Raw genomic sequence first — 26031 nt, forward strand, 5'->3', positions numbered from 1 at the left:
GGCCCCGGCCAAACACATCCACCCAGCCGGGCACCACCCACAAACAACCGGGCTTGAAAACGCGCCAGGCATATCTACACAGCCGGGCACACCCACAAAACGACCGGGCTTCGAAACTCGGCCACCACAACAAAACCCCAGCACACCGCGACCGCTCAGGCCAGTTCCAGCTCCAGCGTCCCGGTCACCCGCACCTCACGCAGCGGCCGCCCACCCGCGTCCAAGGTCCGCACAACCCCATCCGGTTCCCACCCGACCCGGCGGAAGAACCCCACCGAGGCCGCATTGCGCTCCGGCACCCACGCGATCCCGCGCGTGCACCCCGCCCCCCGCAATTCCGCCGCAGCAGTGGCGAGCAGCCTGCCCGCATGACCACGGCGCCCCCACCGGGGTTCCACCAGCAGCAGGCTCACCAGCGCGACCGTGGCCGCGTCCTCGGCGGGCAGGTCGTTGGCGGCGGCGGATTCGGATTCGGGGGAGGGCCCGACCGAGCAGAAGCCGACGACCCACGGCCCCTCCTGGGCGACGAACACCGTGGCAGGCCCCTGGGCCATGGTCTGGCGCCACTGCTCGGCCGCTTCCGCCGGGTCCAGTCCGGCCAGGACGTCGGTGGGCAGCAGCGACTCGAAGGCCGTCTGCCAGGTCTGGACCTGGATGCGGGCGATCTCGTCGGCGTCCGCGGGGGTGGCGGGGCGGACCTGGGCATCGGCCATGCCCGGCAACCTATCGGGTGCCGGGTTGTCGGTGGTGGCCGGCAGCATCGTCGCGGTGATCGAAGCAACCCCCACCCTTTCGGCCGCGGCGGCCCGGCGGACGGCGCTGGCCGCGCAGGGCTTCGCCGACGCCCGCCCCGGTGGCCCGCCGACCCGGCGCCACCTGCAGAAGGCGCTGTCGCGCGTGCAACTGCTCCAGCTCGACTCGGTCAACGTGGCCGTGCGGGCGCACTACATGCCTGTTTTCTCCCGGCTCGGCGCCTACGACCAGGACCTGGTGGACGAGGCGGCGTGGTCGCACTCGGCGCGCAGGCCCCGGTTGCTGGTGGAGTACTGGGCACACGAGGCGAGCCTGATCCCCGCCGAGGACTGGCCGCTGTTCCGGTGGCGGATGCGGCGGTACGAGCAGCGCTACGCCCGGCACGTGGAGCGGATTCGCCGCGAGTCGCCCGGGTTGGTCGACGACGTGCTGGCCACTGTCGGGGAGCAGGGGCCGATCGGGGCGGGGGCGCTGGAGGCGGCGCTGGGCGGGGCGGTGCCGAAGGTCAAGGGCGGGTGGTGGAACCGGTCCGACGTCAAGCACGTGTGCGAGTACCTCTTCGCCGTCGGCGAGTTGACCACCGGGACGCGCAAGGGCTTCCAGCGCCACTACGACCTGCCCGAGCGGGTCTTGCCGCCCGAGGTGCTGGCCGAGACCCCGGATGACGACGAGTGCGCCCGCCGCCTCACGCTGCGCGCGGCGCTGGCCCACGGGGTCGGCACGGAGAAGGACCTGCGGGACTACTACCGGCTCCAGCCCGCCCAGTCGCAGCGGGCGGTGGCCGAGCTGGTGGAGGACGGGCAGTTGGAGGCGGTGGCGGTGCAGGGGTGGCGGCACCCGGCCTACCTGCACCCGGCCGCCCGCACGCCGCGCCGGGTCGAGGGGCGGGCGCTGCTGTGCCCGTTCGACCCGCTGATCTGGGAGCGCGCCCGCACCGAGCGGCTGTTCGGCTTCCACTACCGCATCGAGATCTACGTCCCCGAGCCCAAGCGCCTCTACGGCTACTACGTGTTCCCGTTCCTGCTCGACGGGGAGATCGTCGCCAGGGTGGACATCAAGGCCGACCGGGCCACGGGAACCCTCCGCGCGCAGGGCTCGTTCGCCGAGGACGGGGTCGACCGGACCCGGGTGGCCGCTGAACTCGCCGCGGAGTTGCGGCTGATGGCGGACTGGCTGGGGCTGGAACACCTGTGGGTCGGAGACCGGGGTGACCTGGCCGATGCCCTGCGCAATGCCGTCTGACACCACGGTGGCATCACAGCTTCCTCGACAGATGTCAGAAATGGTGTCATGGTGGTGTCATGGACCTTAGCCCGTACATCACCGCTCTGCGGGATGACTTGACCACCACCGCGTCCGCGGGTGACGAGACGACCCGCCGGGCCGCGGCGGTGCTCGCCGCGGCCGTCGAGCCCGCCGCCCGGCTGGCGATCATGAACGCGCTGGCCGACCTGGCCGCCGAGGTGACCGCCGAGCTGCCCGACCACGTGGTCGAGGTGCGGCTGGACGGCCGCGACGTGCGGGTGGCGGTCACCGGCACCGCCAAGTCGACCGCCGGGCAGGCCGGGCCCGAACAGCCCCGGGCCGAGGAGGTCCCGCCCACGCCGCCGTTCAGCGGCGCGGCGGGCGACATGAGCCGGATGACGCTGCGGCTGTTCGAGGAGCTGAAGGGCCGCGCCGAGCAGGCCGCCTCCACCCAGGGAGTGTCCCTCAACACCTTCGTGCAGCAGGCGTTGCAGGGCGCCCTCAGCGGCAAGGGCAGGGGGTGGCACTCGCACCCCTCCGGCACCCCCGCCGCCGAGAAGCCGGATTCCGACGACGGCGAGGGCGGCTCCCGGGTGCGCGGGTGGTACGCGGGATGAGCACGCGCAACGAGACCTTCACCGCCGACGGCCCGGTGCACGTCAACATCGGCACGGCGGCCGGGCGGATCGAGGTCCGGCTGACCGACGGACCCGACGTGCACGTCGAGGTCCGGCACGCCCCGGAGAGCGCCACCCCGTGGTCCGAGGGCGTCTCGCAGGTGCTCGGCTGGATCAACGGCCAGTTGGGCGAGCAGGGCCCCACCGACACCGGCGCCGAGGCGGTCCGCCGGACCTGGGTCGACTTCACCGCGGGCACGCTCACCGTCCGCTCCCCGAAGGCGGCCCCGCTGGGCGCGGTCCCGCTCGGGGTGACCGTGCTGGCCCCGCTCGGTTCCCGGGTGACGGCCAACGGCGGCGCCGCCTCGGTGACCGTCGCGGGCACCGCCGACCGGGTGGAGGTCGGCACCGGCGCGGGCTCGGTCGACGTCGAGCGCGCCACCGGGGTGGTGCAGGCGAACGCGGGCACCGGCACCGTCCGGGTCGGCTCGGCGGGCGGCGGGCTGCGGGCGCGCACCGGGGCGGGCGACGTCGAGGCGGGCGAACTCGGCGGGCCCTCCACCATCGTCACCGGGCGCGGCAACGTCCACCTGGCGACCGTGGCCGCCGACCTCCGCGTGCGCAGCGGTTCCGGGACCATCACCGTCGCCGACGCCACCGCGGGCCGGATCGAGCTGAACACCGGCTCCGGCGCCCTGAACGTCGCCGTGCGCCGGGGGACACCCGCGGAGGTCGACGTTTCGACCGGTGTCGGCACGGCGGTCGCGGACCTGCCGCTGGACACCACCGCCCCCGCCGAGGCCCCGGCGCTGCGCGTGCGCGGCCGCAGCGGCACCGGCGACGTGGCGGTGACGCTGGCGGGCTGAGGACACCGGGCGGGGTGGGCCGTGCACCGGGCCCGCTCCCGCCGCGGTCCACCTATAGTGCAGGCGACCGGGTACGCCAGTCGGAGCAAAGGACCAGCACGTGACCCAGACGGTGGGGCCGAGGGTGCAGCTCATCGCCAAGACCGAGTTCTCGCCCCCGGCGGACGTCCCGTGGTCGACCGACGCCGACGGCGGTGCGGCGCTGGCGGAGTTCGCGGGCCGCGCCTGCTACCAGTCGTGGGACAAGCCGAACCCGGCCACCGCCACCAACGCGGGCTACCTCCGGCACGTCATCGAGGTCGGCCACCTGTCGGTCCTGGAGCACGGCAGCGCCTCCTTCTACCTGACCGGCATCTCCCGCTCGCTGACCCACGAGCTGGTCCGCCACCGGCACTTCTCCTACTCGCAGCTCTCCCAGCGCTACGTCCCGGAGACGTCGGCCGCGGTGGTCGAGCCGGGCGTCATCGCCGACGACCCCGAGCTGCACGCGAAGTTCCTCGCCGCCACGCGGGCCAGCCAGGACGCCTACAACGAGCTGCTGGCCGGGCTGGAGGCCAAGTTCGCCGACGTGGCGGGCGGCACCCTGCGCAAGAAGCAGGCGAGGCAGGCGGCGCGGGCGGTCCTGCCCAACGCCACCGAGACCCGGATCGTGGTCACCGGCAACTACCGCGCCTGGCGGCACTTCATCGCCGTGCGCGCCACCGAGCACGCCGACGTGGAGATCCGCGCGCTGGCCGTGGAGTGCCTGCGCCACCTGCGGGAGGTCGCCGCCGCCGTGTTCGCCGACTTCACCATCAGCGCGCTGCCGGACGGCACCGAGGTCGCCTCCAGCCCGCTGGTCGCCGAGGGCTGAGCCGGTGAAGCGACTGATCATCGACGTGACCGACGGGGACTACGCGGTCACCCGGCTGGACCCGGGGACCCCGGTCGACCCGGCGGTCTTCGGCTCACCGGGGCTGGTGTCGGTCACCAGCACCCCCGACGAGGTGTCCGTCGTGGCCCCCACCGGCCGCGGCCCCGCCGGGGGCCGCGCCGAGGGCGGGTGGCGGGTGCTCACCGTGCGCGGCCCGCTGGAGTTCACCCTCACCGGCATCATGGCCTCGCTCGCCGGTTCGCTGGCCGCGGCCGGGGTCTCGCTGTTCGCGGTGTCCACCTTCGACACCGACCACATCCTCGTCCACGACGCCGACCTGACCAGGGCGGTGGCGGCGCTGCGCTCCGCCGGACACGAAGTGCACCCCGCGAGCGACTGATCTGCCGGGAGCACCCGCGCGGGCGGGGGCCTGCCGGTTACGATCCCCGGCACTTGCAGGAGGTGGACGGGTGACGCAGGAGCAGGGACCCACCGTGGCGCACGGGTCACGGGTGGTCGCGGGTCGCTACGCGATCCTCGGTGAGCTGGGCCGCGGCGGCATGGGCGTGGTGTGGCTGGCCGAGGACCGGATGATCGGCCGCAACGTGGCCATCAAGGAGCTGCACCTGCCCGAGGGCGTCCCGCACGAGGAGCGCCGGGTGTTCGAGGAGCGGGTGCTCCGCGAGGCGCGTACCGCGGGCAGGCTCAACGACCCGGCGGTGGTCACCGTCTACGACGTGGTGCAGGAGGCCGGGGCCACCTACATCGTGATGGAGCTGATCCAGGCCCCCACCCTGTCGGACGTGGTCAAGGAGCGCGGCCCGCTCCCGCCCGAGCAGGTCACCGTCCTCGCCGAACAGCTCCTCTCCGCGCTGGAGGCCGCCCACCAGGCGGGCGTCATCCACCGCGACGTCAAGCCGAGCAACATCATGCTGGCCAAGAACAACCGGGTGAAGCTCACCGACTTCGGCATCGCCCAGTCGCTCGACGACCCGCGGCTCACCAGCAGCGGGATGCTCATCGGCTCCCCGACCTACATGGCCCCCGAGCGCATCCGCGGCGAGGAGGCCCACGCGTCGTCGGACCTGTGGGCGCTGGGCGCGGTGCTGTTCTTCGCCATCGAGGGCTACTCGCCCTTCGAGCGCCCCACCACCGCCGCCACCATGCACGCCATCCTGGCCGAGGTCCCGTACCTGACCAGGGCGCAGGGCGCGCTGGCCTCGGTGATCACCGGCCTGATGGTCGCCACCCCGCAGGCCCGCCTCAACGCCGCCCAGGTCCGCGGCCTGCTCGCGCACGTCCGCACCGGTCCGCCGACCGGCCCGCACGGCATGGCCACCCCGCAGCACACTGGCCCGGTCCCCACCCAGAACACGGTGCTCCACCCGCCGCAGCCCCCGCACACCGCCACCCGCGCGGTCCAGCCCGCAGCGGGCAAGCGCTGGAGCCTCAAACCCGGTGTCGTCTTCACCGTGATGGCGGTCGTGGCGGTGCTGGCGCTGGTCGGCGGCATCTTCCTCAACCGGGCCTTCACCGCCACCGGCTCGGACGGAGCCCCCCCGAAGGTCGAGACCTATACCTACGGCCCCGGCGGCGACCTCACCGAGTTCAACCTGTCGGAGGGGTACTGCGCCAACAACCGCCTCCAGGCCGGCGCGGGCTTCTCCAACTCGGGCAACGACTGCAAGAAGACGTTCCTGATCGAGGTCTTCGGCACCATCGACCCCCTCAACTCGAACTACACCCTCGCCTACGACGCCGAGGACGTCGAGGCCGTGGGGAAGGGCTACTGCGGCTGGCTGTTCAACACCGAACGGGTCATCCCGGACAAGCGCGGCAACCTCAAGTACTCGGTCGTCTACCCCTCCCGGCAGACCTGGGACGACAAGGAGGACAGCAGCCGCCACACGATCTACTGCGTCCTCTCGGGCGCGACCGGCCAGCAACTCACCGGCTCCCAGGTGAACGACTACAAGTGACCCACCGGTAGGGTCGGCGCATGGGTGTGGCCAAGGACGAGCGCGCGGCGCTGTGCGACCTGTTCACCGTCGTCGGGCCGGACGCCCCGACCCTCTGCGGGGCGTGGACCACCCGGGACCTCGCCGCGCACCTGGTGATCCGCGAGCGCAGGCTCGACGCCTCGGCGGGCATCCTGGTCAAGCCGCTCGCCGGTTACCTGGACAAGGTGACCCGCGGCTACCTGGCCAAGCCGTGGGACGAACTGGTCACGCTCGTGCGCACCGGCCCCCCGGTCTGGTCGCCGTTCAAGCCGCTGGACGAGCTGATCAACACCACGGAGTACTACGTCCACCACGAGGACGTCCGCCGGGCCACTCCCGGCTGGGAACCCCGGCCCCCCGCCGCCCGCCGCGACGCCGCGATCTGGACGACCCTGGGCCGCATGGGCAAGGTCCTGCTGCGCAAGAGCCCCGTCGGCATCGCCCTGCGCACCCCCGAGGGCCGCACGGCGACGGTCAAGGAAGGCCCGGACCCGGTCACCCTGGTCGCGGAACCCGGCGAAATCCTCCTGTTCGCCTTCGGCCGCGACGAGAGCCGCGTGGAGTTCGAGGGCCCGGACGCCTCGATCTCCGCCGTGAAGAACCTCAGCCGGGGCTTCTGACCCGGGCGGAACCTGTCCACATCGGAAACGTCACTGGATCGGGTGGCGCAGGAACCCGTCCGCGAAGAACTCCGTGGACCCGCACACCGGGCACCGGTAGGCGTGCTGCACCACCGCGTCCTGCGACAGCGCCTTCACCCCGCCCATCAGCGCCATCTCCCCGAGCATGAAGCTCATCGCCCCCGCGTACTGCCGCCGCACCTTGCAGTGCGGGCACACCAGGTCCACCGCCGCGTGCCGGGCCGCCTCCTCCACGTCCGCGGCCTCCGCGCGCGTGCGGGCCTCCCGCAGGAAGTGCTCGGCCTCGGACAGGGTCATGACCTGCTCCTGGTCGTACCCGTCCTTGTCGTGGTACTTGAGCAGCGCGGACTGCGCCTGCGAGCGGGGGACCGTCTTGCGGCCGAGGATGCCGCCCGCCGCCCGGTAGTGGACCTGGGCGTTGCGGATGCCGGGCGGGGAACCGCGCAGCACCTTGACCTTGCTCGGGTCGGGGGTGGTCGCCGGGTCGGGCTCGAAGACGGGATCGGGCACAGCGCACCGTAACGCGCGTCACCCGGGTGGGCACCCGTCGGTGTCGCAACCGCAGGTGGCGGACGGCACCGGGGAGGCCAACGGGTAGCGTCAGCACCATGACCGCATGTCCCACCGCCGCCCCCGGCAGGCCGTTCGGCCGGGTGCTGACCGCCATGGTCAGCCCGTTCGCCCCCGACGGGACGGTGGACCTCGACCGCGCCCAAGCCCTGGCCGAGCACCTGGTGGAGCTGGGCAACGACGGGCTGGTCGTCAACGGCACCACCGGCGAGTCGCCCACCACCTCCGACCGGGAGAAGTCCGACCTGGTGCGCGCCGTCGTCGAGGCGGTCGGCGACCGGGCGACCGTGGTGGGCTCGGTGGGCACCTACGACACCGCGCACAGCCTGCACCTGGCCCGGGAGGCGGAGAAGGCGGGCGCGCACGGCCTGCTCGTCGTCACCCCGTACTACTCCCGGCCGCCGCAGGCCGGGCTGCTCGCGCACTTCACCGCCGTCGCCGACGCGACCGGGCTGCCGGTGATGCTCTACGACATCCCGCCCCGCTCCGTGGTGCCGATCGAGGTGGACACGCTGCGGCGGCTCGCCGAGCACCCGCGAATCCAGGCCGTGAAGGACGCCAAGGGCGACCTGCTGGCCGGGTCCGACGTGATCGCCAGCACCGACCTGGCCTACTACTCCGGTGACGACGCCCTGAACCTGCCGTGGCTGTCCGTCGGCGGGGTCGGGGTGGTCAGCGTCATCGGGCACGTGGTCGCCGGGCGGCTGCGGTCGCTGGCCGACAACTACGACCAGGGCGAGGTCGCCCAGGCCCGCAGCATCCACATGGGACTGCTGCCGGTGCTGCGGGCGTTCAGCCGGGTCGGCGGGGTGGTGTTCAGCAAGACCGCCCTGCGGTTGCGCGGCCACGACTGCGGCGACCCCCGGCTGCCGCTGCTCGCCGCCACCCCCGAGCAGGTCAAGGCCATCGCCGCCGACCTGGCCGAGGCCGGGGTGCCGCTGTCGAGCGCACCGGAATCACACGTGGCCAGCGCCCGCGTCGCCCACACCGACGCCAACGCCGCCTACGTCACCACCACGACCCACACCAGCGCCGGGACGGTCCGCCAGTGAGCCCGCAACCAGCACGCCCCACCCAGAGCCAGGCCCCGAAGGCCGGGAAGTGGCCGCACAACCCGCCGCCCCCGCTGCCCGAGGGCGCGCTGCGCGTCGTCGCGCTCGGCGGCATCGGCGAGGTCGGCCGCAACATGACCGTGTTCGAGTTCGCGGGCAGGCTGCTCATCGTCGACTGCGGGGTGCTCTTCCCCGAGGACCAGCAGCCCGGCGTCGACCTGATCCTGCCCGACTTCTCCGCCATCGAGAACCGGATGGCCGACGTCGACGCCCTCGTGCTGACCCACGGCCACGAGGACCACATCGGCGCGGTCCCGTTCCTGCTGCGGCTGCGCCCGGACCTGCCGGTCGTCGGCTCCCGGTTCACCCTCGCCCTGGTCGCGGCCAAGTGCAAGGAACACCGGCTCAACCCGAACCTGCGCGAGGTCAAGGAGGGCGACACCACCTCCTACGGCGAGTTCGACTGCGAGTTCTTCGCGGTCAACCACTCCATCCCGGACGCGATCGCGGTCGCCATCCGCACCCCGGCCGGGGTCGTCCTGCACACCGGTGACATCAAGCTCGACCAGCTCCCGCTCGACGGCCGCCTCACCGACCTGGCGGGCTTCTCCCGCCTCGGCGACGAGGGCGTGGACCTGTTCCTGGTCGACTCCACCAACGCCGAGGTCCCCGGCTTCGTCATCTCCGAGCGCGAGATCGGCCCGGTCCTCGACAGCGTCATCCGCCGGGCCGACCAGCGGGTGATCGTGGCCTGCTTCGCCAGCCACGTGCACCGGGTGCAGCAGGTCCTCGACGTGGCGGTCAAGCACGGCCGCCGGGTCGCGCTGGTGGGCCGGTCGATGGTGCGCAACATGGGCATCGCCGCCGACCTGGGCCTGCTCAACGTCCCCGCGGGCCTCCTGGTCAACATCGACGAGGCCATGACGATGTCCGACGACCAGGTCCTGTTCGTCTCCACCGGGTCGCAGGGCGAACCGCTCTCGGCCCTGTCGCGGATGGCGCGCGGCGAGCACCGGCAGATCTCCATCCGCCCCGGCGACACCATCGTGCTGGCCAGCTCCCTGATCCCGGGCAACGAGAACGCGGTGTTCGGCGTGATCAACGGCCTGGTCCGCCTCGGCGCGGACGTCGTACACCAGGGCAACGCCAAGGTCCACGTGTCCGGCCACGCCCCCGCCGGGGAACTGCTGTTCCTCTACAACGCGGTCCGCCCGAGCAACGTGATGCCGGTGCACGGCGAGTGGCGCCACCTGCGCGCCAACGCCGCACTGGCCGTGCAGACCGGTGTCCCCGCCGACCACGTGGTCATCGCCGAGGACGGCGTGATCGTCGACATGGTCGACGGCCGAGCGGCCATCTCCGGCCGCGTCGAGGTCGGCCACGTCTACGTCGACGGCCTCTCGGTCGGCGACGTCGGCGAGTCGACCCTGTCCGACCGCCTCGTGCTCGGCGAGGGCGGCTTCATCTCGATCACCGTCGTGGTCGACTCCTCCACCGGCCGCGCGGTCTCCCCGCCCACGGTCTCCGGCCGCGGCTTCTCCGACGACCCCAAGGCCCTCGACGGCGTGGTGTCGCTGGTGGAGATGGAGCTGTCGCACACCGAGTCCGCGGGCATCACCGACCCCCACCGCATCGCCCAGTCCGTGCGCCGGGTGGTGGGCCGCTGGGTCGCCGACACCTACCGCAGGCGTCCGATGATCGTCCCCACGGTCATCCCAGTCTGACCCGCTGAACGCGAACGACCTCCGCCCCACGCGCAGCGCTCGTGGGGCGGAGTCGGTTCACGGGTGGCGGATGGGTCCTGGTCCGGCGATTCCTCCCGGAAATCGGCTGCCACTCGGCCGGGGGCGTGGGTGCCGTGCACCGGGCTAGCACGACGTCACCGGGATGTGCTCGCGCATGTCCACGACGTCCGAGGTGTTCAAGCGCTTGCCCGACTCCATGACCCGGTATTCCTCCGCGATCACCCGGTCAGGGAATCGCGTGCCCCCGTCCTCCTCGTCTTCACCCACCGAGGCGAGGCACACGTTGAACAATTCGTAATAACCGGTGTGCGATGCCAAGCGCTCGTCACCCCACCGGGGCAATCCGGCGATGGCTTCCGTCGTGGTCGAGCCGCCCAGGTCCTCGGCGTCCAGCGACACCTCGGAGAAATCGACGAGATCCCAGTCTTCGATTCGCTTGCCGTCGGTACCGGCGATCTTCAGCAGGAAATAACCGAATCGCATGAACAGCTTCCTTTCAACCACGCGTGTGCGGCCACGGCGGAGCCGGGTGGCGGGCACTTCGCAGGCGTGAGTCCATCAACGTTCCCGATGCTAGGGACCGGGCGCCCGGTGAGGTTGCACAGGAGTTGCACACAGTGGCAGGGTGAACGCGGCAAGTGATCGGTCGCGGGTCCCGCTGGCTCCGGCTCCGGCAGGCGCCCTACCCTGGGCTCGAACGCCAGTGCGGCCCGTCTTCGCCTGGTGCTGCCGGAAGGGGATACCGATGTACGACGACACGGCCCACATCGGTCGGCAGATCGCCACGTTGCGCAAGGCGTCCCGGCTCACCCAACGCCAGCTCGCGGGCAAAGTCAACGTCTCCCTGAGCCTGTTGCAGAAGGTCGAGGTCGGCGACCGCGCCGTGAGCAACGGGCTGCTCTCCGGTGTCGCCCGAGAATTGCGGGTGCCCATCGAGAAGTTGACCGGGCAGCCGTACACCGAGGACCGGAAAGACGACAGCACGCACCGGCAGATCGACGCGATCCGCGCGGTTCTGCGCGGTTACGACCTGCCCGACGAGGTTCCGGCCCGCCCGGTGGCCGAACTCGCCGCTGAGGTGAAAGAAATTGTTCGTCTGCGTGGTGAAGCCCAGTACGGAAAAATTTCAGCTCGCTTGCCAGCGTTGTTGGAAGAACTGGTCAGCGCCGCGCACCGAACCCCCGGAACGGAGGTGTGGAACCTCCTGGTCAGGACCTACCACGCAACCCACACTCTGCTTCATCGACTCGGTTACAGTGATTTGGCCGAAGCTGTCGAACACAAGATCACGTGGGCGGCGGAACGCACAGGCAACCCGTTGGCGGGAGCACTCGCGCAGTGGACGAGATGTGCGACCTTCGAGGCGGCCGGGGATTTCAGCCGCGGTCTACGTCTCATGGATGCGGCGCGGTCGGATCTGGATGATCAGATCCGGCACAGTCCGACTGGCGACACCATCACCGTGTACGGCAGCCTGCACCTGCGGTCTGTCACCCTCGCCTCACTCGCCGGGGACAGTGCGGTCACCCGCTCCCACCTCGAAGCTGCGGATGGCCTGGCGGTCAGGATCGGGCAGGACCAAGTGCACTGGGGTCTGACGTTCGGGATGGCCAACCGCACGACTCACGAGGTCGCGGCTCAAGTGGAGTTGGGAGACGGCATCGCGGCTATCGAAGCTGCCGGGCGCTGGCACGCGCCGAGGTCCATGCCGAAAACCCGACGCGGATCTCACCACATCGCCCTTGCCCGCGCGCACCTCATCAACGACGACCGGAGCGCCGCCCTCCGCTCCCTCCAAGAGGCACGGCGGATCGCTCCACAACTGACCCGCTTGCACCCGATGGTCCGCGAGCTCACCGCAGTTCTGGTGTCCTTGCACCGGAGGTCGAACCCGGAGTTGAGCAAGTACGCCCACTGGCTGGGCCTGGCAGGCTGATCCGACTCCCGGCACCAGCGCCGGACGCGACTCCGCCCCACGAGCAGCGCTCGTGGGGCGGAGTCGTGTCCGGCGCTTTGTCAGCGGCGGGTGGCCGAGGCGATCACCACGGCGACGGTGGCGGTCAGCAGTTGGCGCAGCAGGCGGTTGCGGTCGCGGCGCCGGTCTCGGCGGGTCGGGTCGGTCATGGTGGGCCACCCCTTCCGGTCCGGGTTCACCCGCTTCATCGCGCGAACCCGGACCGGCGTGACGGGGGTCACCCCATTGGCGGCCTACGTGGTGACCGGTGACCCGTTGGTCGCGGCCTTCGCGGCGTCCACCGCGGGCTCGCCGCCCGCGACCCCGTCCGCGACCCCGTCCGCGGCCTTGGCCGCCGTGCGCTGCGGTGGGAGGGCCGCCCGGTCACCCGGCATGGGGGTGAAGCGGTCGTCCTCCAGCGACAGCACGGTGCCGGTGGGGATGTCGAAGAACATGCCCACCAGCCGCACGTCGGCGTCGCGGACCTCCGGCATCGAGCGCAGGGTGTCCAGTTGCACGGCCACGTTGACCATGGCGAGCTGGTCGACCTCCGACCAGCCGTCCTCCTCGGCCGCGCGGCCCAGGGGGTGACCGGCCCGCCACTCGCGGACGCTGGTCTCGGCCCAGCGCAGCCACTGCGCGACCGCGCCGTCGCCCGCCTGGTCGGCCAGGGTGGCCGTCATCGCGCCGCAGCGGGAGTGCCCGCAGACCACGATGGTCTGCACGCCCAGGTTGCCCACCGCGTACTCCACGGCGGCCTGCACCGACTGGTCGTCGGACTCGTTCGGCCGGGGCACCAGGTTGCCCACGTTGCGGATGGTGAACAGGTCGCCGGGGCCGGACGCGGTGATCACGTTCGGCACGATCCGGGAGTCGGCGCAGGTCAGGAACAGCGCGTGCGGGGCCTGCGAGGAGGCCAGCTTGCGCAGTTGCGGCCGGATCACCGACGCGCCTCGGCGGTGGTACTCCCGCGCGCCGACGACCAGCGGGTCGCGCCGGGTCTGCGCGGGGATCTCCGGTTCCCCGGCCTGCCACTGCGACCAGGCCAGGAACGTGCGGGTGCCGACCACCCCGGGCCGCTTGCGCCGGGCGTTGGGGCCGGGGCCGCCGATCTCGTCGACGACGACGGTGCCGCCGCCCGCCACGTGCGTGGTCTTCCAGGTGGCCAGGTGCCCGTAGGCGGCGTGGTCGAGGTAGTCGACCACCAGTTCCACCGTCACGGCGCTGCCGTCGGGGACCTGGGCCAGCACCCGCGACAGCCGCGGCACCGACAGGAAGCTGAGGGTGCCCTCGACGACGACCGAGCGGGTCTCGCGGCCCTCCTCGTCGGGTCCGTCGCCGTCCTCGACCCGGACCCGGGCCCACACGACGCGGCGCAGCATGCCGAACATGGCCACGGCCAGGCCGATGAGCACGCCCTCCAGCAGGTTGAGCATCACCACGCCTGCCACGGTGATCAGGTAGACGTGCAGTTCGCCGTGGGAGCGGGCGGACCGGATGTCGTCCGGGCGCACGAGCTGGGTGCCGATGAAGACCAGCAGACCGGCCAGCGCGGCCATCGGGACCTGCTCGACCAGGCCGACCAGCAGCACGGTGAACAGCAGCACCCAGATGCCGTGCAGGACGGCGGAGGCGCGGGTCCGCGCGCCCGCGCGGACGTTGGTGGAGCTGCGGACGATCACGCCGGTGACCGGGAGGCCGCCGAGCAGGCCGGAGGCCACGTTGGCCGAGCCCTGCCCGATCAGCTCGCGGTCGAGGTTGGAGCGGTGGCCCTCGCGGAGCTTGTCGACCGACACGGCCGAGAGCAGGCTCTCCACGCTGGCGATGACGGTGAGGGTGAACACGCCGAGCGCGAAGGCGCCCCACTGCCCGTTCGGGAGCTGCGGCAGCGCGATCGCGGCGAACGGGGAGTCGGGCAGCTCAACGCGGTTGAGGGTGAGCGCGGCGAGCGAGGAGACGGCGGTGGCGGCGACGATCGCGACCAGCGGACCGGGGACCGCCCGGACGCGCGCGGGCAGCCTGGGCCACGCCACCAGCAGGACGATCACGCCGAGCCCGATGAAGGCGGCGGGGCTGTGCAGGTCGAGTAGCTGCCCGGGCAGCTCGCTGATGTTCTCCCAGGCTGAGGTGCCTGCCGCGCCGCCGAGCAGGACGTGCAGTTGGCCGAGGACGATGGTCACGCCGATGCCCGCGAGCATGGCGTGCACCACGGTGGGGGAGATGGCGAGCGCGGCGCGGCCGATCCGGCAGGCGCCGAGCAGCAGTTGGAGCGCACCCGCGATGACGGTGATCGAGCAGGTGACGGCCCAGCCGAACTGGGTGATGAGTTCCGCGACGACGACGGTCAGACCGGCCGCGGGTCCGCTGACCTGGAGCGCGGAGCCACCGAGGGCACCCGCGACGATCCCGCCGACGACGGCGGCGATGAGTCCGGCCATGACCGGCGCGCCGGAGGCGGCGGCGATGCCGAGCGAGAGGGGTACGGCTACGAGGAACACGACGAGCGAGGCCGGGATGTCGTGCCGGGCGTCTTGACCCAGCCACGACCGCAGGCGGCCGGGCGGGGCGTGGGCGTCGGTGCGTGCAGCACCCATGGGGTACCTCCAGGGATTGTGGTTGTCGGTGCGCCGTTGCACGGAGGGAGAACTACCGTGTGCACATCGTGACGAAGATGACACATGGTGTCCCGTTCGTCGAGTAAACGGATCTTTACCGACCAGGGTTCCACATGGGCAGACCTCTGTCCCGTATTCACCCTAATAGCCCAGTGGAGTGTGACCGGGCTCTCGAATGAGTAGGAGTCGCCCAGCATCCTCACTGTGTGAAGTTGTGTCGTACAAGCAAAATCCCGGTTAACCGCTCGCGGTTAACCGGGATTCCCGTTGTGCAACAACCACTGACCGAGTGATGGGACGTTCTTTACCTTTACCGTCGGTACACGCGCGCCTCCCACGGACGCAGTGTCGTTCCCCCGTCCGAGTGGCTGCCGAGCACCAAGTGGGCGTCCCACCACGGAAACCCGAGGTCAGGGCGTTGCTCCTTCGGGGAGAAGTTGGCCAGCACCAACAACTCTGTGTCGCGGTGGGAACGCGAGAAGGCGTACACGTTCGGGTCGTCCGGCAGGAGCATGGTGAAGTCCCCGTGCACCACAGTCGGTTCCGAGTGTCTCAATGCGATCAGTGCGCGGTAGTGATGGAACACCGAGTCGGTTTCCGCGCGCGCCGCGGCGGCGTTCACCTCGGTGTGGTTCGGGTTCACCGGCAACCACGGCGTGCCCGTCGTGAAGCCCGCGTTCGGCGAGGCGTCCCACTGCATGGGAGTGCGCGCGTTGTCCCGGCTCATCGCGCGCAAACCGGGTAGTGCGACATCGCCCGCGAGCGCGTGGTGGTTCACCGACTCGATGTCGCGGAACTGCGCGGCCGAGGTGAACGGGTAGTTCGTCATCCCCAGTTCCTCGCCCTGGTAGATGAACGGCGTGCCGCGGTGTAGGTGGAGAACGGTCGCCAGCATTTTCGCCGACTCCACCCGGTACCGGCCGTCGTCGCCGAACCGGGAGACCACCCGGGGCTGGTCGTGGTTGTTCCAGTAGAGGCTGTTCCACCCGACGTCCGCCAGCCCGGCCTGCCACCGCCCGAGGGTCGCCTTCAGGTCGCGCAGGTCCAGGCCGGTCCGGTCCCACTTCGCGGGGCCGTGGTCGAGCTGCACGTGCTCGAACTGGAAGACCATGTCGACCTCGGCGCGCGCCGGGTCGGTCAGCAGCCGCGCCTCCTCGACCGTCACCCCGGGCATCTCGCCCACGGTCATCGTGGCGCCCGCCCGGTCCGCGAACACCTCCCGGTGCATCTCCCGCAGGAACTCGTGCAGCCGCGGCCCGTGCAGGTAGTGCGCCGACCCGTCGCCGCCGGGGCTGTCCGGCAGCGCGGTGTCCTTGGAGATCATGTTGATGACGTCCATCCGGAAGCCGTCGACGCCGCGGTCGAGCCACCAGCGCATCATCTCGTGCACCGCCGCCCGCACCTGCGGGTTCTCCCAGTTCAGGTCGGGTTGCTTGCGGGAGAACAGGTGCAGGTAGTACTCGCCGGTCGTCTCGTCCAGTTCCCAGGTGGGGCCGGTGAAGAACGACGTCCAGTTGGTCGGCTCCGCGCCCGGCGCACCCGCGGGCACGCCCTCGCGCGGCGGGCGCCACCAGTACCAGTCGCGCTTCGGGTTGTCCTTGGCGGAGCGCGACTCCACGAACCACGGGTGCTCGTCGGAGGTGTGGTTGACCACCAGGTCCATCACCAGCTTCATGCCGCGCTCGTGCACCCCCGCCAGCAGCCGGTCGAAGTCGTCGAGGGTGCCGAAGACCGGCTCGATGCCGCGGTAGTCGCTGATGTCGTAGCCGTTGTCGTCCTGCGGCGACGGGTACACCGGCGAGAGCCACAGGACGTCCACGCCCAGTTCGGCCAGGTAGTCCAGTTTCGACTCGACGCCCCGCAGGTCACCGACGCCGTCGCCGTCGGAGTCGGCGAAGCTGCGCGGGTAGACCTGGTACACCACAGCGCTCTTCCACCAGGGGGCGGTGCTCTCGGGGAGGCTCATGGCGCCCATGCCACCACGCCGGTCCGGACCCGGCAAGGGCCCGGACCGGCGCGGGGTTCACGCGGTGTGCAGGGTCAGGCCGTAGCGCTGGAGGATCTCGTTGACCGGCTGGAACCAGGTCTGCCCGCCGGAGGAGCAGTTGCCCCAGCCGCCGGAGGTCACGCCCTGGGCCTGGTCACCGCTGAGGAACGAGCCGCCGGAGTCGCCGGGCTCGGCGCAGGCGTTGGTCCTGGTCGCGCCGTGGAACGCGCCCTGGGCGTAGTTCACCGTCTCGTTCTTGCCCAGGACCGTGCCGCAGTGCCAGTGCGAGGTGGAACCCGAGCGGCACACCGAGGCCCCGACCGGCGCCTCGTTCGACCCGCGCACGAGTTGGTCGGACACCTGCCCCCAGCCGATCACCACCGGCACGGTCCACCAGCCGCCGCCGGTCCGGATGAAGGCCATGTCGTCGCCGGGGAACTGCGAGGCGGCGAAGTTGCCCAGGTACGAACCGTCCCAGCCGGTGGTGGAGCTGCCCGCGCCGCCGCAGTGCCCGGCGCTGACGAATCCACCGTGGACGGAGAAGCCGATGGAGCAGCGGGTGTTCCCGTTGATGTGGTAGGGGTCGCCGCCGACGGTGCCCGCGCTGAGCGTGGTCGGCTTCGGTCCGGGTGCGACGGTCAGCGGTGCCACCCGGCCCGCCGCCGCGAGGAAGGCGTCGACGTCGGCGCCCGGGGTGTTGACGGTGACCCGCACGCTCCCGGTCCTCGGGTCGGTCCGCCAGCCGGAGACGCCCGCGGGTGCGCCGGTGGGGAGCGCGTCCACGGCGGCCTTGGCGGCGTCGAGCCGGGCCGCGCTCGTGGTGGCGGTCGTGGTCTCGGCCCCGGTGGCCCGGACGGCGCCCGCGCGGGTCCGGTCGGTCAGCGCCACGACGAGCACGCCGCGCGCCGGGTCGAACCACGAACCGCCGTACGCCGCCCCGGCCGCCGCCTTGGCCGCGGGCTCGACCCGGGCGGCGGTGTCCTCCTGCGCCAACCGGGTCGCGGCCTGCTCGGCGGTGAGCCCGAAGGCCCGCTGCACGGCGGGGACGAGCCCGGGGGACAGCTCCGGTGCGGCGTGCGCGGGGGACACCGCGCCCGCCGCCAGGAGCCCGGACAGCAGCAGGCCGGACGCGCTCGCGCGCATCACGAGGGATCGCTTCATGGAATTGTCTCTTTCCTCAGCAGGGGAGAGGAGGGAGAGCGCGCTCACCACCGAGGATGGTGAATTGTTGGCCAACCCGTCAAGGCTTGTCGCGGATTGGACCAGACCAATCAGGTCGAGGGGCGAACGGCCCCTACCCGCGCGGGGGAGCAGGCGGCCGCCACGGGCTCCGACCGGTGGTGGGCCGGGTCGGGTCGTGGAACCGCGCCTCGTCCGGCTCGTCCGCCCGCAGCGGCACCAGGTCCGCGGTGATCGCCTGCATGATCCGGGTGTGCGCGCGCATCGCGTCGCCCGGCTTGCCCGCCGACAGGTCCGACAGGTCCACCTGAGCGCCGAAGTGCACCTTGAACACCGGCCGGTTGCGCACCGCGCGCAGGAACGACACCACCAGCGGCTTGACGTCCTTCCACCCGGACACGGTCTCGCTGCCCCAGTACACCGCCTCGTGCGCACCCCACTGGCTGATCGTCACCACCGGCACGCCGCCGCCCAGCGCCATCCTGGCCACCCCGGTCTTGCCCTTCTCCGGCCACATGCCCGGCTCCAGGGTCACCCGGCCCTCCGGGTACACCAGCAGCGGCACCCTCGCCGTCTTGAGCGTCTCCACGGCCCGGCTGAACGCGTCGATCACGTTCGCCTTGCCCCGGTCGACCCGCAGGTGGCCGCTGCGGCGCAGCAGCGGGCCCAGCACCGGCGCGTCCATCAGGCCCGCGGTGAGCATGAACCGCGGCAGGAACCCCTGCCCCTTCGCCGCGGCCATCAGCACGAACGGGTCGAACATGCCGATGTGGTTCGCCGCGACCAGCACCGGTTTGCCCAGCAGGTGCTCCGGGAAGGCGCCGCTGACCTCGACCCGGCCGACCAGCCGGACGAACGCGCGGTCGACGGCGTTGAGCACCCGCCAGATGTTCGGTGTGTCCGCGACCGCCTTCTCCCGGCGTGTCGCCTCGTCACTGCCCCCGGTCAGCGCAACCATGGGCGAGAGCATGGCACGGCCCAGGTCACCGGGGCCGGCCAGGTCCGCGCTGCCCGCACCCCGGTGCTCACGGGGCGGGATGTGCGCGTGTTGCCGCGGTGATGTCCGGGGCTGGAGAGGTCCGGGCGACTAGCCTGGGGTCATGGCGAGCCGCTCCACGACCCCCAAGAACTCCACGACCGGCCGGGCGCGGTCGTCGGCGGGCGGCACCCGCAAGACCCCGGCCAAGGCGCCCGCGAAGGCGCCCACCCGCACCGCGGCCAAGACCCCCGCCCGGTCCGCGGCGAAGGCACCCGCCAAGCGCGCCCCCGCGCGCGGCAAGACCGCCCCGCCGCCGAGCAGGGGCGCGTTCGCCTCCGCCTGGGGCGTGCTCGCCAAGGGCGTCGGCTCCCTGGCCCGCGCGATCGGCCGCACCAAGGAACTCGACCCGGCGCACCGCCGCGACGGCATCGCCTTCGGGCTGATCGCCCTGGGCCTGGTGCTCGGCGCCGCCGTGTGGTGGCGGGCAGCGGGCATCGTCGGTGCGGGCCTGGAGATCGGTGTGCGCACCGTGTTCGGCGCGCTGGCGACCATCGTCCCGCCCGCCCTGCTGGCCGTCGGGGTGATCCTGATGCGCTCGGACCCGCAGCCGGAGAAGCGGCCCCGCTACGCCGTCGGCGCGCTGCTGATCTCGCTGGCGCTGCTGGGCGTGCTGCACGTGTTCGCCGGGATGCCCGAGGACAACCACGGGCGGATGTTCGCCGGTGGTGCGCTCGGGTTCTTCTCCGGAGGCCTGCTCGCCAAGGGCGTCACCGCCTGGGTCGCGGTGCCGGTGCTGTTCCTGGTCCTCGGCTTCGGCGTGCTGGTCTTCACCGGCACCCCGGTCCGCGAGATCCCCACCCGGCTGCGCGAGCTGGGCCGCCTCCCCGACGACGAAGACCTCGAAGACCGCCACGTCGGCATCGACGAACTCGACCTCGGCGACCCCGACCCGCTCGCCGAGCCGCCGCTGCGCCCGCGCAAGCCCCGCGGGCGCAAGGCCGCCGAGGAGGCCGAGGGCGCCCAGCCCACGCTGCCGCTGGACGCGCCCGCCGAACCGGTCCGCAAGCGCCCGGTGCCGCGGGTCGAGGAGACCCCGCAGGTCACCGAGGCCCCCCGCGACCCGGACAGCATCACCGTCACCCGCGTCGTCGACGGCGACTACCGGCTGCCCGACCCCTCGGTCCTGACCGCGGGCGACGCGCCCAAGACCCGCAGCAAGGCCAACGACGCGATGATCGAGGCCATCACCGGCGTCCTCGACCAGTTCTCCATCGACGCCCAGGTCACCGGCTTCACCCGCGGCCCGACGGTCACCCGCTACGAGGTCGAGCTCGGCCCCGGGGTGAAGGTCGAGAAGATCACCGCGCTGACCAAGAACATCGCCTACGCGGTGGCCACCGACAACGTCCGGCTGCTGGCGCCCATCCCGGGCAAGTCCGCGGTCGGCATCGAGGTGCCCAACGCCGACCGCGAGATGGTCCGCCTCGGCGACGTGCTGCGCTCCACGACCGCCCTGTCCGACTCCCACCCCATGGTGGTGGGCCTGGGCAAGGACATCGAGGGCCACATGATCACCGCGAACCTGGCGAAAATGCCGCACCTGCTGTGCGCGGGCTCCACCGGTTCCGGCAAGTCCAGCTTCGTCAACTCCATGCTGGTCTCGCTGCTGGCCAGGGCCACCCCCGACGAGGTCAGGATGATCCTGATCGACCCGAAGATGGTCGAGCTGACCCCGTACGAGGGCATCCCGCACCTGATCACGCCCATCATCACCCAGCCGAAGAAGGCGGCGGCGGCGCTGACCTGGCTGGTGGAGGAGATGGAGCAGCGCTACCAGGACATGCAGGCCAACCGGGTCCGCCACATCGACGACTTCAACAAGAAGGTCAAGACCGGCGAGATCAGCGCCCCGCCCGGCAGCGAGCGCGTGTACCGCCCCTACCCGTACATCCTGGCCATCGTCGACGAGCTGGCCGACCTGATGATGACCGCCCCCCGCGACGTCGAGGACGCCATCGTCCGCATCACCCAGAAGGCCCGCGCGGCGGGCATCCACCTCGTGCTGGCCACCCAGCGCCCCTCGGTCGACGTGGTCACCGGCCTGATCAAGACCAACGTCCCGTCCCGGCTGGCGTTCGCCACCTCGTCGCTGACCGACTCCAGGGTCATCCTCGACCAACCCGGCGCCGAGAAGCTCATCGGCATGGGCGACGGCCTCTACCTGCCCATGGGCGCCTCGAAGCCCGTCCGCGTCCAGGGCGCGTACGTCAGCGACGAGGAGATCATGGCCATCGTCGCCTTCACCAAGGAACAGGCCCAGCCCGACTACACCGACGGCGTCACCGCCGCCAAGGCAGGCGAGAAGAAGGAGATCGACCCCGACATCGGCGACGACCTGGAACTGCTGGTGCAGGCCACGGAGCTGATCGTCACCTCCCAGTTCGGCTCCACGTCGATGCTCCAGCGCAAGCTCCGCGTCGGCTTCGCCAAGGCCGGTCGCCTGATGGACCTCCTGGAGACCAGGGGCGTCGTCGGCCCCTCGGAGGGCTCCAAGGCCCGGGACGTCCTGATCAAACCGGAAGAACTCGACGGCGTCCTGTACGAGATGCGCGGCGGCGGCCCGGTCGAGGTGTCCGATGAGGACTGACGTCTCGAACGGATAACGACCCACCCGGCACGCGGCACGCCCACGGGTCCGGGAGCGACCAACAGTCGCACCCTCCTGAAAGGACCCGCCGTGGCCCAGTACGACGTCCCCACCTACCCGACCACCGAATTCCCGTGGGGCGCCCTCATCGGCATTCTCGCCGTCACCGCGGTCTTCGCCGTCATCGGCATCGCCGCGATGTGGAAGATCTTCACCAAGGCGGGCGAACCCGGCTGGGCGGCCATCGTCCCGATCTACAACACCATCGTCCTGCTCAAGATCAGCGGCAAGCAGACCTGGTGGCTGATCATGTTCTTCATCCCGGTCGCGAACATCGTGTTCATGATCCTCACGCTGGCCGGGCTGTCGCGCTCGTTCGGCAAGGACGCGGGCTTCACGGTGCTGCTGGTGCTGCTCCCGTTCATCGGCTACCCGATCCTGGGCTTCGGCAAGGCGGCGTACGTGGGCGCGGGTGGCATCCCGAGGCGCTATGCCGACTACACGCAGCAGGGCGGCTACCACCTGCCGCAGCAGCACGGGTACCAGCAGGGCTACTGAGGTCCTCCGGTCACGGTGATGTTCGGCCCGAGCTTGTCCAGCCCGGTCGCCTCCACTCCGTGCAGGGTGATGGTGACCGGTTGGTCAAGAACAGTGAGTGGGGTCAAATCAACCCTACCGTGGTGACCTATCAGGTTCAATTCTTCCAACGTCCGAACACGTTGCACTGGCGTTATGTCCTGGCCTTCTTCGTCAAGCCACAGTGAAAGGATTCGGATGTTCGGGAAGAGGGGAAGGGTTGACTTCAGATCCACATTTTTGTCAAATGTCAGAACTTGGATGCTGGGAGATTCGGACCTTCCGAAATTTGGATTGGATGAACCCCAGAGGGTGAGGTTCTCAAGTTTGGGAAGTGACATGGCTGTGGAGACGTCCTTAAGGCCTGGGGCGTCGTGGATTCCCAGGTAGACCAGTTCGCTGAGTGTGGAGATGAACTCCATTTTTCGTGTTCGCGGTGTTGTGAGGCGCAACATGTTCAGCCGGGTGAGTGCTCGGAGAGTGTTCAGGCCGGTGATTCCCTTCCCGGTGTCACCCAACAGTACGATTTCTTGCAGGTGTGCCATCTGGCGCAGTGGGGATAGATCGATGTCCGGGTAGTCGACTTGGCCGAGTACGAGCGCGGTCAGTCGATCGTCGACGCTCAAGAAAGACAGATCTGCTCGATGGCCGAAGATGTTAACGGTGAAGCTCTTGAGATGTTGCAAGACGCTCAGGTATTGTACGTGGGTGGCTGATTCAATGAGTATGTGTCCGCTGGAGAGGGGGGCATTCGCCAGCACTTCCTTTGCGTAGTGCTCGGGGTTGGCGAAGTTCCACCCGGATGCGAGTGCCTGTTGAACCTGAGTTCTCGGGTCGAGCGCGTATCTGCCCAGCAGTCGTAGCGCTTGTGGGCTGCCCACCAAGACCGCTGATCGCACGCACGCGGCGGCGGATGCGGCGGAGACGCTCGACAGGTCGTGCGGAAGGTGCCGAAGAGTCCGATCCCCCAAGGTCGACAGAGATCGAGCCTCGACCGAGCGCTTGGGTGGGAACAAGGTTTCCAGAGCGGTGTCCAGACGTGCTGCGGTGTCCTCATCCAGGGTATGCGCCGTTTCCATGCAGCCCGCCGCGACCAAGCGGAGCTTGCGGGAGTGGCGGGGCTCTGCGGCGGCCCGATCCAGGATGGCGTTGATGATCTCGCGGCGGACCGGGACCGCCGCGTGGCCCACACCCATGATCACCGTCTCCCGCCACTGCTCCAGGTGCGCGTTCCGCACCAGCACCTCGCCGTAGTGCTCCTCCGCCGCGTACTTGCCCGCCAAGTACTCCTGGAACGTCCGGTGTACGAAGTCCACCCGCCCCGGCACCGGTTCCCGCAGCACTCCACTGCGCTCCAGCAGGTGCTCCAACATCTCCCCGGCCTCGATGCCCTGCGCGCCCGGAACACGGCGGATCGCCGCCCCGATCTGGTGCACCGCCTCCTCCACCTTCGCCTCGGAACGGGCGCATAGGGTGAGCCACCAGGCCAGGTACTGGAGGATGGTGACCTTCGCCGATCCGCTCAGCAGGATCTCCGATGGGATCTCCCGTTCGACGTCCCGGCGCTCCAGCAGCAGGTCCAGCGCCGCCGCGTACAGGTGCATCCGGTCCGGTGGCAGGTGCTTGCGCCGGTCCAGGTTCAGGGCGCACAGCATCGCGCACAGCAGTGGGGTGGCGGCCAGGGCGCGCAGGTGGCGGTTGCCCTCCAGTTGGCGCAGCAGGGCCGCCTCGTACTCGCCCAGTTCCTCCACCGGGCAGGGCAGCCCGCCGGTCTGTCGGACAGCCGCGTGCCAGCGCTGGGTGAACTCGGCGATGTCCGCCGGGGTCATCGGTTCCAGGTCCAGTGTCTGGAACCCCAATTCGGTCAGCCAGCGTGGTTTGGCCGCCGCGGGGCGAGAGGTGACCACGACCTCGGTGTGCGGGTAGGCCACCAGCAGTTCCGACAGCCAACGGCGGACCCGCGAACGGCGGTCGGCGCGGAGTTCGTCCACTCCGTCGATCAAGAGGACGGCGCGACCGTCGACGAACTGGCGGGCCGCCCACGCTGTCGGCTCGAAGTCCGCGATCGGTGCCGCCGCTGCGGCGATCAACCCGGCCGGTTGGGGCAGGTTCCCGTCGGCGAAGCTGCGGAGGCGGACCAGGAATGGGACCTTGCCGTTCCACGGTGCCAGCGGGCCGGTGAAACCCGCCCGCGACGCCGTCACCGCGATCCACTGGAGCAGGGTCGTCTTGCCCGAGCCCGCCGTGCCGCGCAGCAGGGTGCGGCGGGAACCGGCCAGAGCCTGCTCGACCCGGATGCCTTCGGTGCGCTGGTGGTCGAGGATCGACAGCCACTCCTCCTTCGGAGCCGCGCCGGAGACGGTCAGGCTCAGGTAGGCCACGCTGACCGACGTCCGGGGGCGGTACCGGCGGACATCGATGCCGAACATCTCCAGTTCGTCCAGCGCCTCGCTCAGGAACCCCAGGTACCGCCGCGCGAAGTCGTCGTCCAGCGTCGTGCCGTCGGGGGCGGTGAGGCTGGGGCGGGGGAGGCGGTTGAGGACTTCGCCCACCGAGTCGGCGAGGTCGCCGACCCTGCTCAGCAGTTCCGTCAGCGCCCGGGGTTGGAAGGCCGGGAGTTGGGTGATGACGCTGACCAGGCAGGCGCAGGTTTCCAGCAGCACCAGGTCGAACAGGGCGACCGCGTCGGCGGACAGGCCCGCCCTGCGGGTGGCGTCGGGGACCTCGGCCCGGATGCGGCGCACCAGTTCGGCCGGGTCCAGGTCCGCGCTCAGGAGCAGGGTGTCGGTCAGGTCGACGTCGCACAGCGTGTCGATGACGGCGTCCAAGGCGGCTTGGCGTTCGTTGTCCGGCAGGCCCCTCAGTTCCGTGTGCAGCGCCGGTTCGAGGCGTTGGGCGACGCGGTCGCCGATGTCCTCGAGCTGGCGGGACAGCTTGCGGCGGGTGAAGCCGTCCGCCGCCCCGGGCAGCGTCAGGTCGGTCAGCGACGCCGTCCGCTCGACCTTCTTGCGGCGGTCGCCCAGCCAGGCCTTGGCGGCGTGGGTGGCGACCAGTCTGCCCAGGGTCAGGGCGATCTCAAGCACGCCTCGATGATGCCCGGTCCGGTGAGCCCGTGGGTGTGATCGGGCGACACGACCGGCGGTGACCGGGGCCGGGGCCCCGGTCACCCGGGCGACCTCAGCTATTGCCGAACTGGCGCACAGCCGTGTAGTACACGTCGGCGGTGCGGTTGCAGGACCAGTTGCCCGCGCAGATCGTGTACAGGTCCGACTTGAAGTTGTTGTCGATGCGCAGGCGGTTGTCCTCGGTGAACCGGCCCTGCTTCTTGTAGTTGCGGTACCCGAAGTCGTGGCGGTAGCAGGCCTTGACGAAGTTGAAGCCGAAGGGGTTGTCCGGGGAGTTGGAGCAGCCGTCCGACGACCAGTCGAGCTGGCTGGCGTACGGGCGGTTGGCCCGGGTGGTCTGGAAGGTGTTCAGGCTCTGGCTGAACAGGTAGCTGTCGGTGGTGCTGCGCAGTTGGGTGGCGCTGAGGTCGGCGGACGCGGTGCCCGCGCCGACGACCAGGGCGCAGGCGGCGGCGACGGACGCGACGACACCGCGGGAGGCACGACGCAGGGTGGACGTGGCCACGGGGTTCTCCTGGGGGAGTGGGGAAACGGCCCGTCATTCATCCCACCGCCGCCCCGGCGCGGGGTACCCCGCCGGACCCCACTGTGTGTGCCGGACCGCCCCTAGAGCGGGTTTGAGGGGTG

General features: G+C 71.0%; 21 protein-coding genes. 12 read left to right on the plus strand and 9 right to left on the minus strand.

Going from position 1 to position 26031, the window contains the following annotated elements:
• Window positions 1–155 precede the first annotated feature (155 nt).
• Window positions 156–713: a GNAT family N-acetyltransferase gene (locus UO65_RS29080; protein WP_035288880.1), complete on the minus strand. Its 558-nt coding sequence runs from the start codon at window positions 711–713 to the stop codon at window positions 156–158.
• A gap of 55 nt (window positions 714–768) precedes the next feature.
• On the opposite strand from UO65_RS29080, the gene UO65_RS29085 reads away from it, so the two are divergent.
• The 7 genes from UO65_RS29085 (at window position 769) to UO65_RS29115 (ending at window position 6954) form a co-directional block, all read left to right on the plus strand.
• A complete protein-coding gene (locus UO65_RS29085; protein WP_233427884.1) occupies window positions 769–1995 on the plus strand; it encodes a winged helix-turn-helix domain-containing protein in 1227 nt (408 codons plus the stop codon).
• Window positions 1996–2054: 59 nt separating this feature from the next.
• A complete protein-coding gene (locus UO65_RS29090) occupies window positions 2055–2615 on the plus strand; it encodes a toxin-antitoxin system HicB family antitoxin (RefSeq protein ID WP_035288882.1) in 561 nt (186 codons plus the stop codon).
• On the plus strand, window positions 2612–3481 hold the full coding sequence (locus UO65_RS29095) for a DUF4097 family beta strand repeat-containing protein (RefSeq protein WP_035288885.1): 870 nt from the start codon (window positions 2612–2614) through the stop codon (window positions 3479–3481). Before UO65_RS29090 ends, UO65_RS29095 begins: the two co-directional genes overlap by 4 nt.
• A 100-nt stretch (window positions 3482–3581) precedes the next feature.
• Complete coding sequence (thyX, locus tag UO65_RS29100; RefSeq protein WP_035288888.1) at window positions 3582–4334, plus strand: FAD-dependent thymidylate synthase; 753 nt, start codon at window positions 3582–3584, stop codon at window positions 4332–4334.
• Between the two features lie 4 nt (window positions 4335–4338).
• Window positions 4339–4734, plus strand: a complete 396-nt coding sequence (locus tag UO65_RS29105) for an ACT domain-containing protein (RefSeq protein ID WP_035288891.1) — start codon at window positions 4339–4341, stop codon at window positions 4732–4734.
• Between the two features lie 70 nt (window positions 4735–4804).
• A complete protein-coding gene (locus tag UO65_RS29110) occupies window positions 4805–6313 on the plus strand; it encodes a serine/threonine-protein kinase (protein WP_052021919.1) in 1509 nt (502 codons plus the stop codon).
• A 20-nt stretch (window positions 6314–6333) separates the two neighbouring features.
• Window positions 6334–6954 carry a TIGR03085 family metal-binding protein gene (locus UO65_RS29115; protein ID WP_035288894.1) on the plus strand — a complete coding sequence of 207 codons (621 nt, stop codon included), beginning with the start codon at window positions 6334–6336 and terminating at the stop codon, window positions 6952–6954.
• 30 nt (window positions 6955–6984) lie between these two features.
• On the opposite strand, the gene UO65_RS29120 is transcribed toward UO65_RS29115, so the two are convergent.
• On the minus strand, window positions 6985–7485 hold the full coding sequence (locus UO65_RS29120; RefSeq protein ID WP_035288897.1) for a hypothetical protein: 501 nt from the start codon (window positions 7483–7485) through the stop codon (window positions 6985–6987).
• A 98-nt stretch (window positions 7486–7583) separates the two neighbouring features.
• On the opposite strand from UO65_RS29120, the gene dapA reads away from it, so the two are divergent.
• Both dapA and UO65_RS29130 read left to right on the plus strand, forming a co-directional pair.
• On the plus strand, window positions 7584–8597 hold the full coding sequence (dapA, locus tag UO65_RS29125; RefSeq protein ID WP_052021920.1) for a 4-hydroxy-tetrahydrodipicolinate synthase: 1014 nt from the start codon (window positions 7584–7586) through the stop codon (window positions 8595–8597).
• Complete coding sequence (locus tag UO65_RS29130; RefSeq protein WP_052021921.1) at window positions 8594–10321, plus strand: ribonuclease J; 1728 nt, start codon at window positions 8594–8596, stop codon at window positions 10319–10321. The genes dapA and UO65_RS29130 overlap by 4 nt, the downstream gene beginning before the upstream one ends.
• Window positions 10322–10465: 144 nt before the next feature.
• Here the strand turns inward: UO65_RS29130 and UO65_RS29135 are convergent, their stop codons facing one another.
• On the minus strand, window positions 10466–10825 hold the full coding sequence (locus tag UO65_RS29135) for a hypothetical protein (protein ID WP_035288900.1): 360 nt from the start codon (window positions 10823–10825) through the stop codon (window positions 10466–10468).
• Window positions 10826–11087: 262 nt separating this feature from the next.
• Between UO65_RS29135 and UO65_RS29140 the strand changes: the two genes are divergently transcribed.
• Complete coding sequence (locus tag UO65_RS29140) at window positions 11088–12278, plus strand: helix-turn-helix domain-containing protein (protein WP_035288902.1); 1191 nt, start codon at window positions 11088–11090, stop codon at window positions 12276–12278.
• Between the two features lie 272 nt (window positions 12279–12550).
• Here the strand turns inward: UO65_RS29140 and UO65_RS29145 are convergent, their stop codons facing one another.
• From UO65_RS29145 to UO65_RS29160, 4 genes are all read right to left on the minus strand, one after another.
• Window positions 12551–14890 carry a SulP family inorganic anion transporter gene (locus UO65_RS29145; protein ID WP_063936035.1) on the minus strand — a complete coding sequence of 780 codons (2340 nt, stop codon included), beginning with the start codon at window positions 14888–14890 and terminating at the stop codon, window positions 12551–12553.
• A gap of 331 nt (window positions 14891–15221) precedes the next feature.
• Window positions 15222–16877 carry a glycoside hydrolase family 13 protein gene (locus UO65_RS29150; protein WP_035288941.1) on the minus strand — a complete coding sequence of 552 codons (1656 nt, stop codon included), beginning with the start codon at window positions 16875–16877 and terminating at the stop codon, window positions 15222–15224.
• Window positions 16878–16934: 57 nt separating this feature from the next.
• A complete protein-coding gene (locus UO65_RS29155; RefSeq protein ID WP_035288904.1) occupies window positions 16935–18059 on the minus strand; it encodes a S1 family peptidase in 1125 nt (374 codons plus the stop codon).
• Window positions 18060–18192: 133 nt separating this feature from the next.
• Window positions 18193–19035, minus strand: coding sequence for a lysophospholipid acyltransferase family protein (locus UO65_RS29160; protein WP_233427885.1), 843 nt, complete (start codon window positions 19033–19035; stop codon window positions 18193–18195).
• 142 nt (window positions 19036–19177) lie between these two features.
• On the opposite strand from UO65_RS29160, the gene UO65_RS29165 reads away from it, so the two are divergent.
• Entirely contained in the window at window positions 19178–21703 is a 2526-nt protein-coding gene (locus UO65_RS29165; RefSeq protein ID WP_052021922.1) for an FtsK/SpoIIIE family DNA translocase, read from the plus strand.
• Between the two features lie 90 nt (window positions 21704–21793).
• Window positions 21794–22261: a DUF5684 domain-containing protein gene (locus UO65_RS29170; protein WP_063936036.1), complete on the plus strand. Its 468-nt coding sequence runs from the start codon at window positions 21794–21796 to the stop codon at window positions 22259–22261.
• On the opposite strand, the gene UO65_RS29175 is transcribed toward UO65_RS29170, so the two are convergent.
• Window positions 22255–25362, minus strand: a complete 3108-nt coding sequence (locus UO65_RS29175; protein WP_035288908.1) for an NACHT domain-containing protein — start codon at window positions 25360–25362, stop codon at window positions 22255–22257. The two genes, UO65_RS29170 and UO65_RS29175, sit on opposite strands and share 7 nt — an antisense overlap.
• Before the next feature lie 94 nt (window positions 25363–25456).
• On the minus strand, window positions 25457–25909 hold the full coding sequence (locus tag UO65_RS29180; protein ID WP_052021923.1) for a phospholipase: 453 nt from the start codon (window positions 25907–25909) through the stop codon (window positions 25457–25459).
• Between the last annotated feature and the right edge of the window lie 122 nt (window positions 25910–26031).

It is taken from the genome of Actinokineospora spheciospongiae (assembly GCF_000564855.1).
Classification (GTDB): domain Bacteria; phylum Actinomycetota; class Actinomycetes; order Mycobacteriales; family Pseudonocardiaceae; genus Actinokineospora; species Actinokineospora spheciospongiae.

Bases quoted from the DNA above. Each gene is read 5' to 3' on its own strand.
- UO65_RS29080 (WP_035288880.1), bottom strand. From the start codon at position 713: ATGGCCGATGCCCAGGTCCGCCCCGCCACCCCCGCGGACGCCGACGAG.
- UO65_RS29090 (WP_035288882.1), top strand. From the start codon at position 2,055: ATGGACCTTAGCCCGTACATCACCGCTCTGCGGGATGACTTGACCACC.
- UO65_RS29095 (WP_035288885.1), top strand. From the start codon at position 2,612: ATGAGCACGCGCAACGAGACCTTCACCGCCGACGGCCCGGTGCACGTC.
- UO65_RS29115 (WP_035288894.1), top strand. From the start codon at position 6,334: ATGGGTGTGGCCAAGGACGAGCGCGCGGCGCTGTGCGACCTGTTCACC.
- dapA (WP_052021920.1), top strand. From the start codon at position 7,584: ATGACCGCATGTCCCACCGCCGCCCCCGGCAGGCCGTTCGGCCGGGTG.
- UO65_RS29135 (WP_035288900.1), bottom strand. From the start codon at position 10,825: ATGCGATTCGGTTATTTCCTGCTGAAGATCGCCGGTACCGACGGCAAG.
- UO65_RS29140 (WP_035288902.1), top strand. From the start codon at position 11,088: ATGTACGACGACACGGCCCACATCGGTCGGCAGATCGCCACGTTGCGC.
- UO65_RS29145 (WP_063936035.1), bottom strand. From the start codon at position 14,890: ATGGGTGCTGCACGCACCGACGCCCACGCCCCGCCCGGCCGCCTGCGG.
- UO65_RS29150 (WP_035288941.1), bottom strand. From the start codon at position 16,877: ATGAGCCTCCCCGAGAGCACCGCCCCCTGGTGGAAGAGCGCTGTGGTG.
- UO65_RS29155 (WP_035288904.1), bottom strand. From the start codon at position 18,059: ATGAAGCGATCCCTCGTGATGCGCGCGAGCGCGTCCGGCCTGCTGCTG.
- UO65_RS29160 (WP_233427885.1), bottom strand. From the start codon at position 19,035: ATGGTTGCGCTGACCGGGGGCAGTGACGAGGCGACACGCCGGGAGAAG.
- UO65_RS29165 (WP_052021922.1), top strand. From the start codon at position 19,178: ATGGCGAGCCGCTCCACGACCCCCAAGAACTCCACGACCGGCCGGGCG.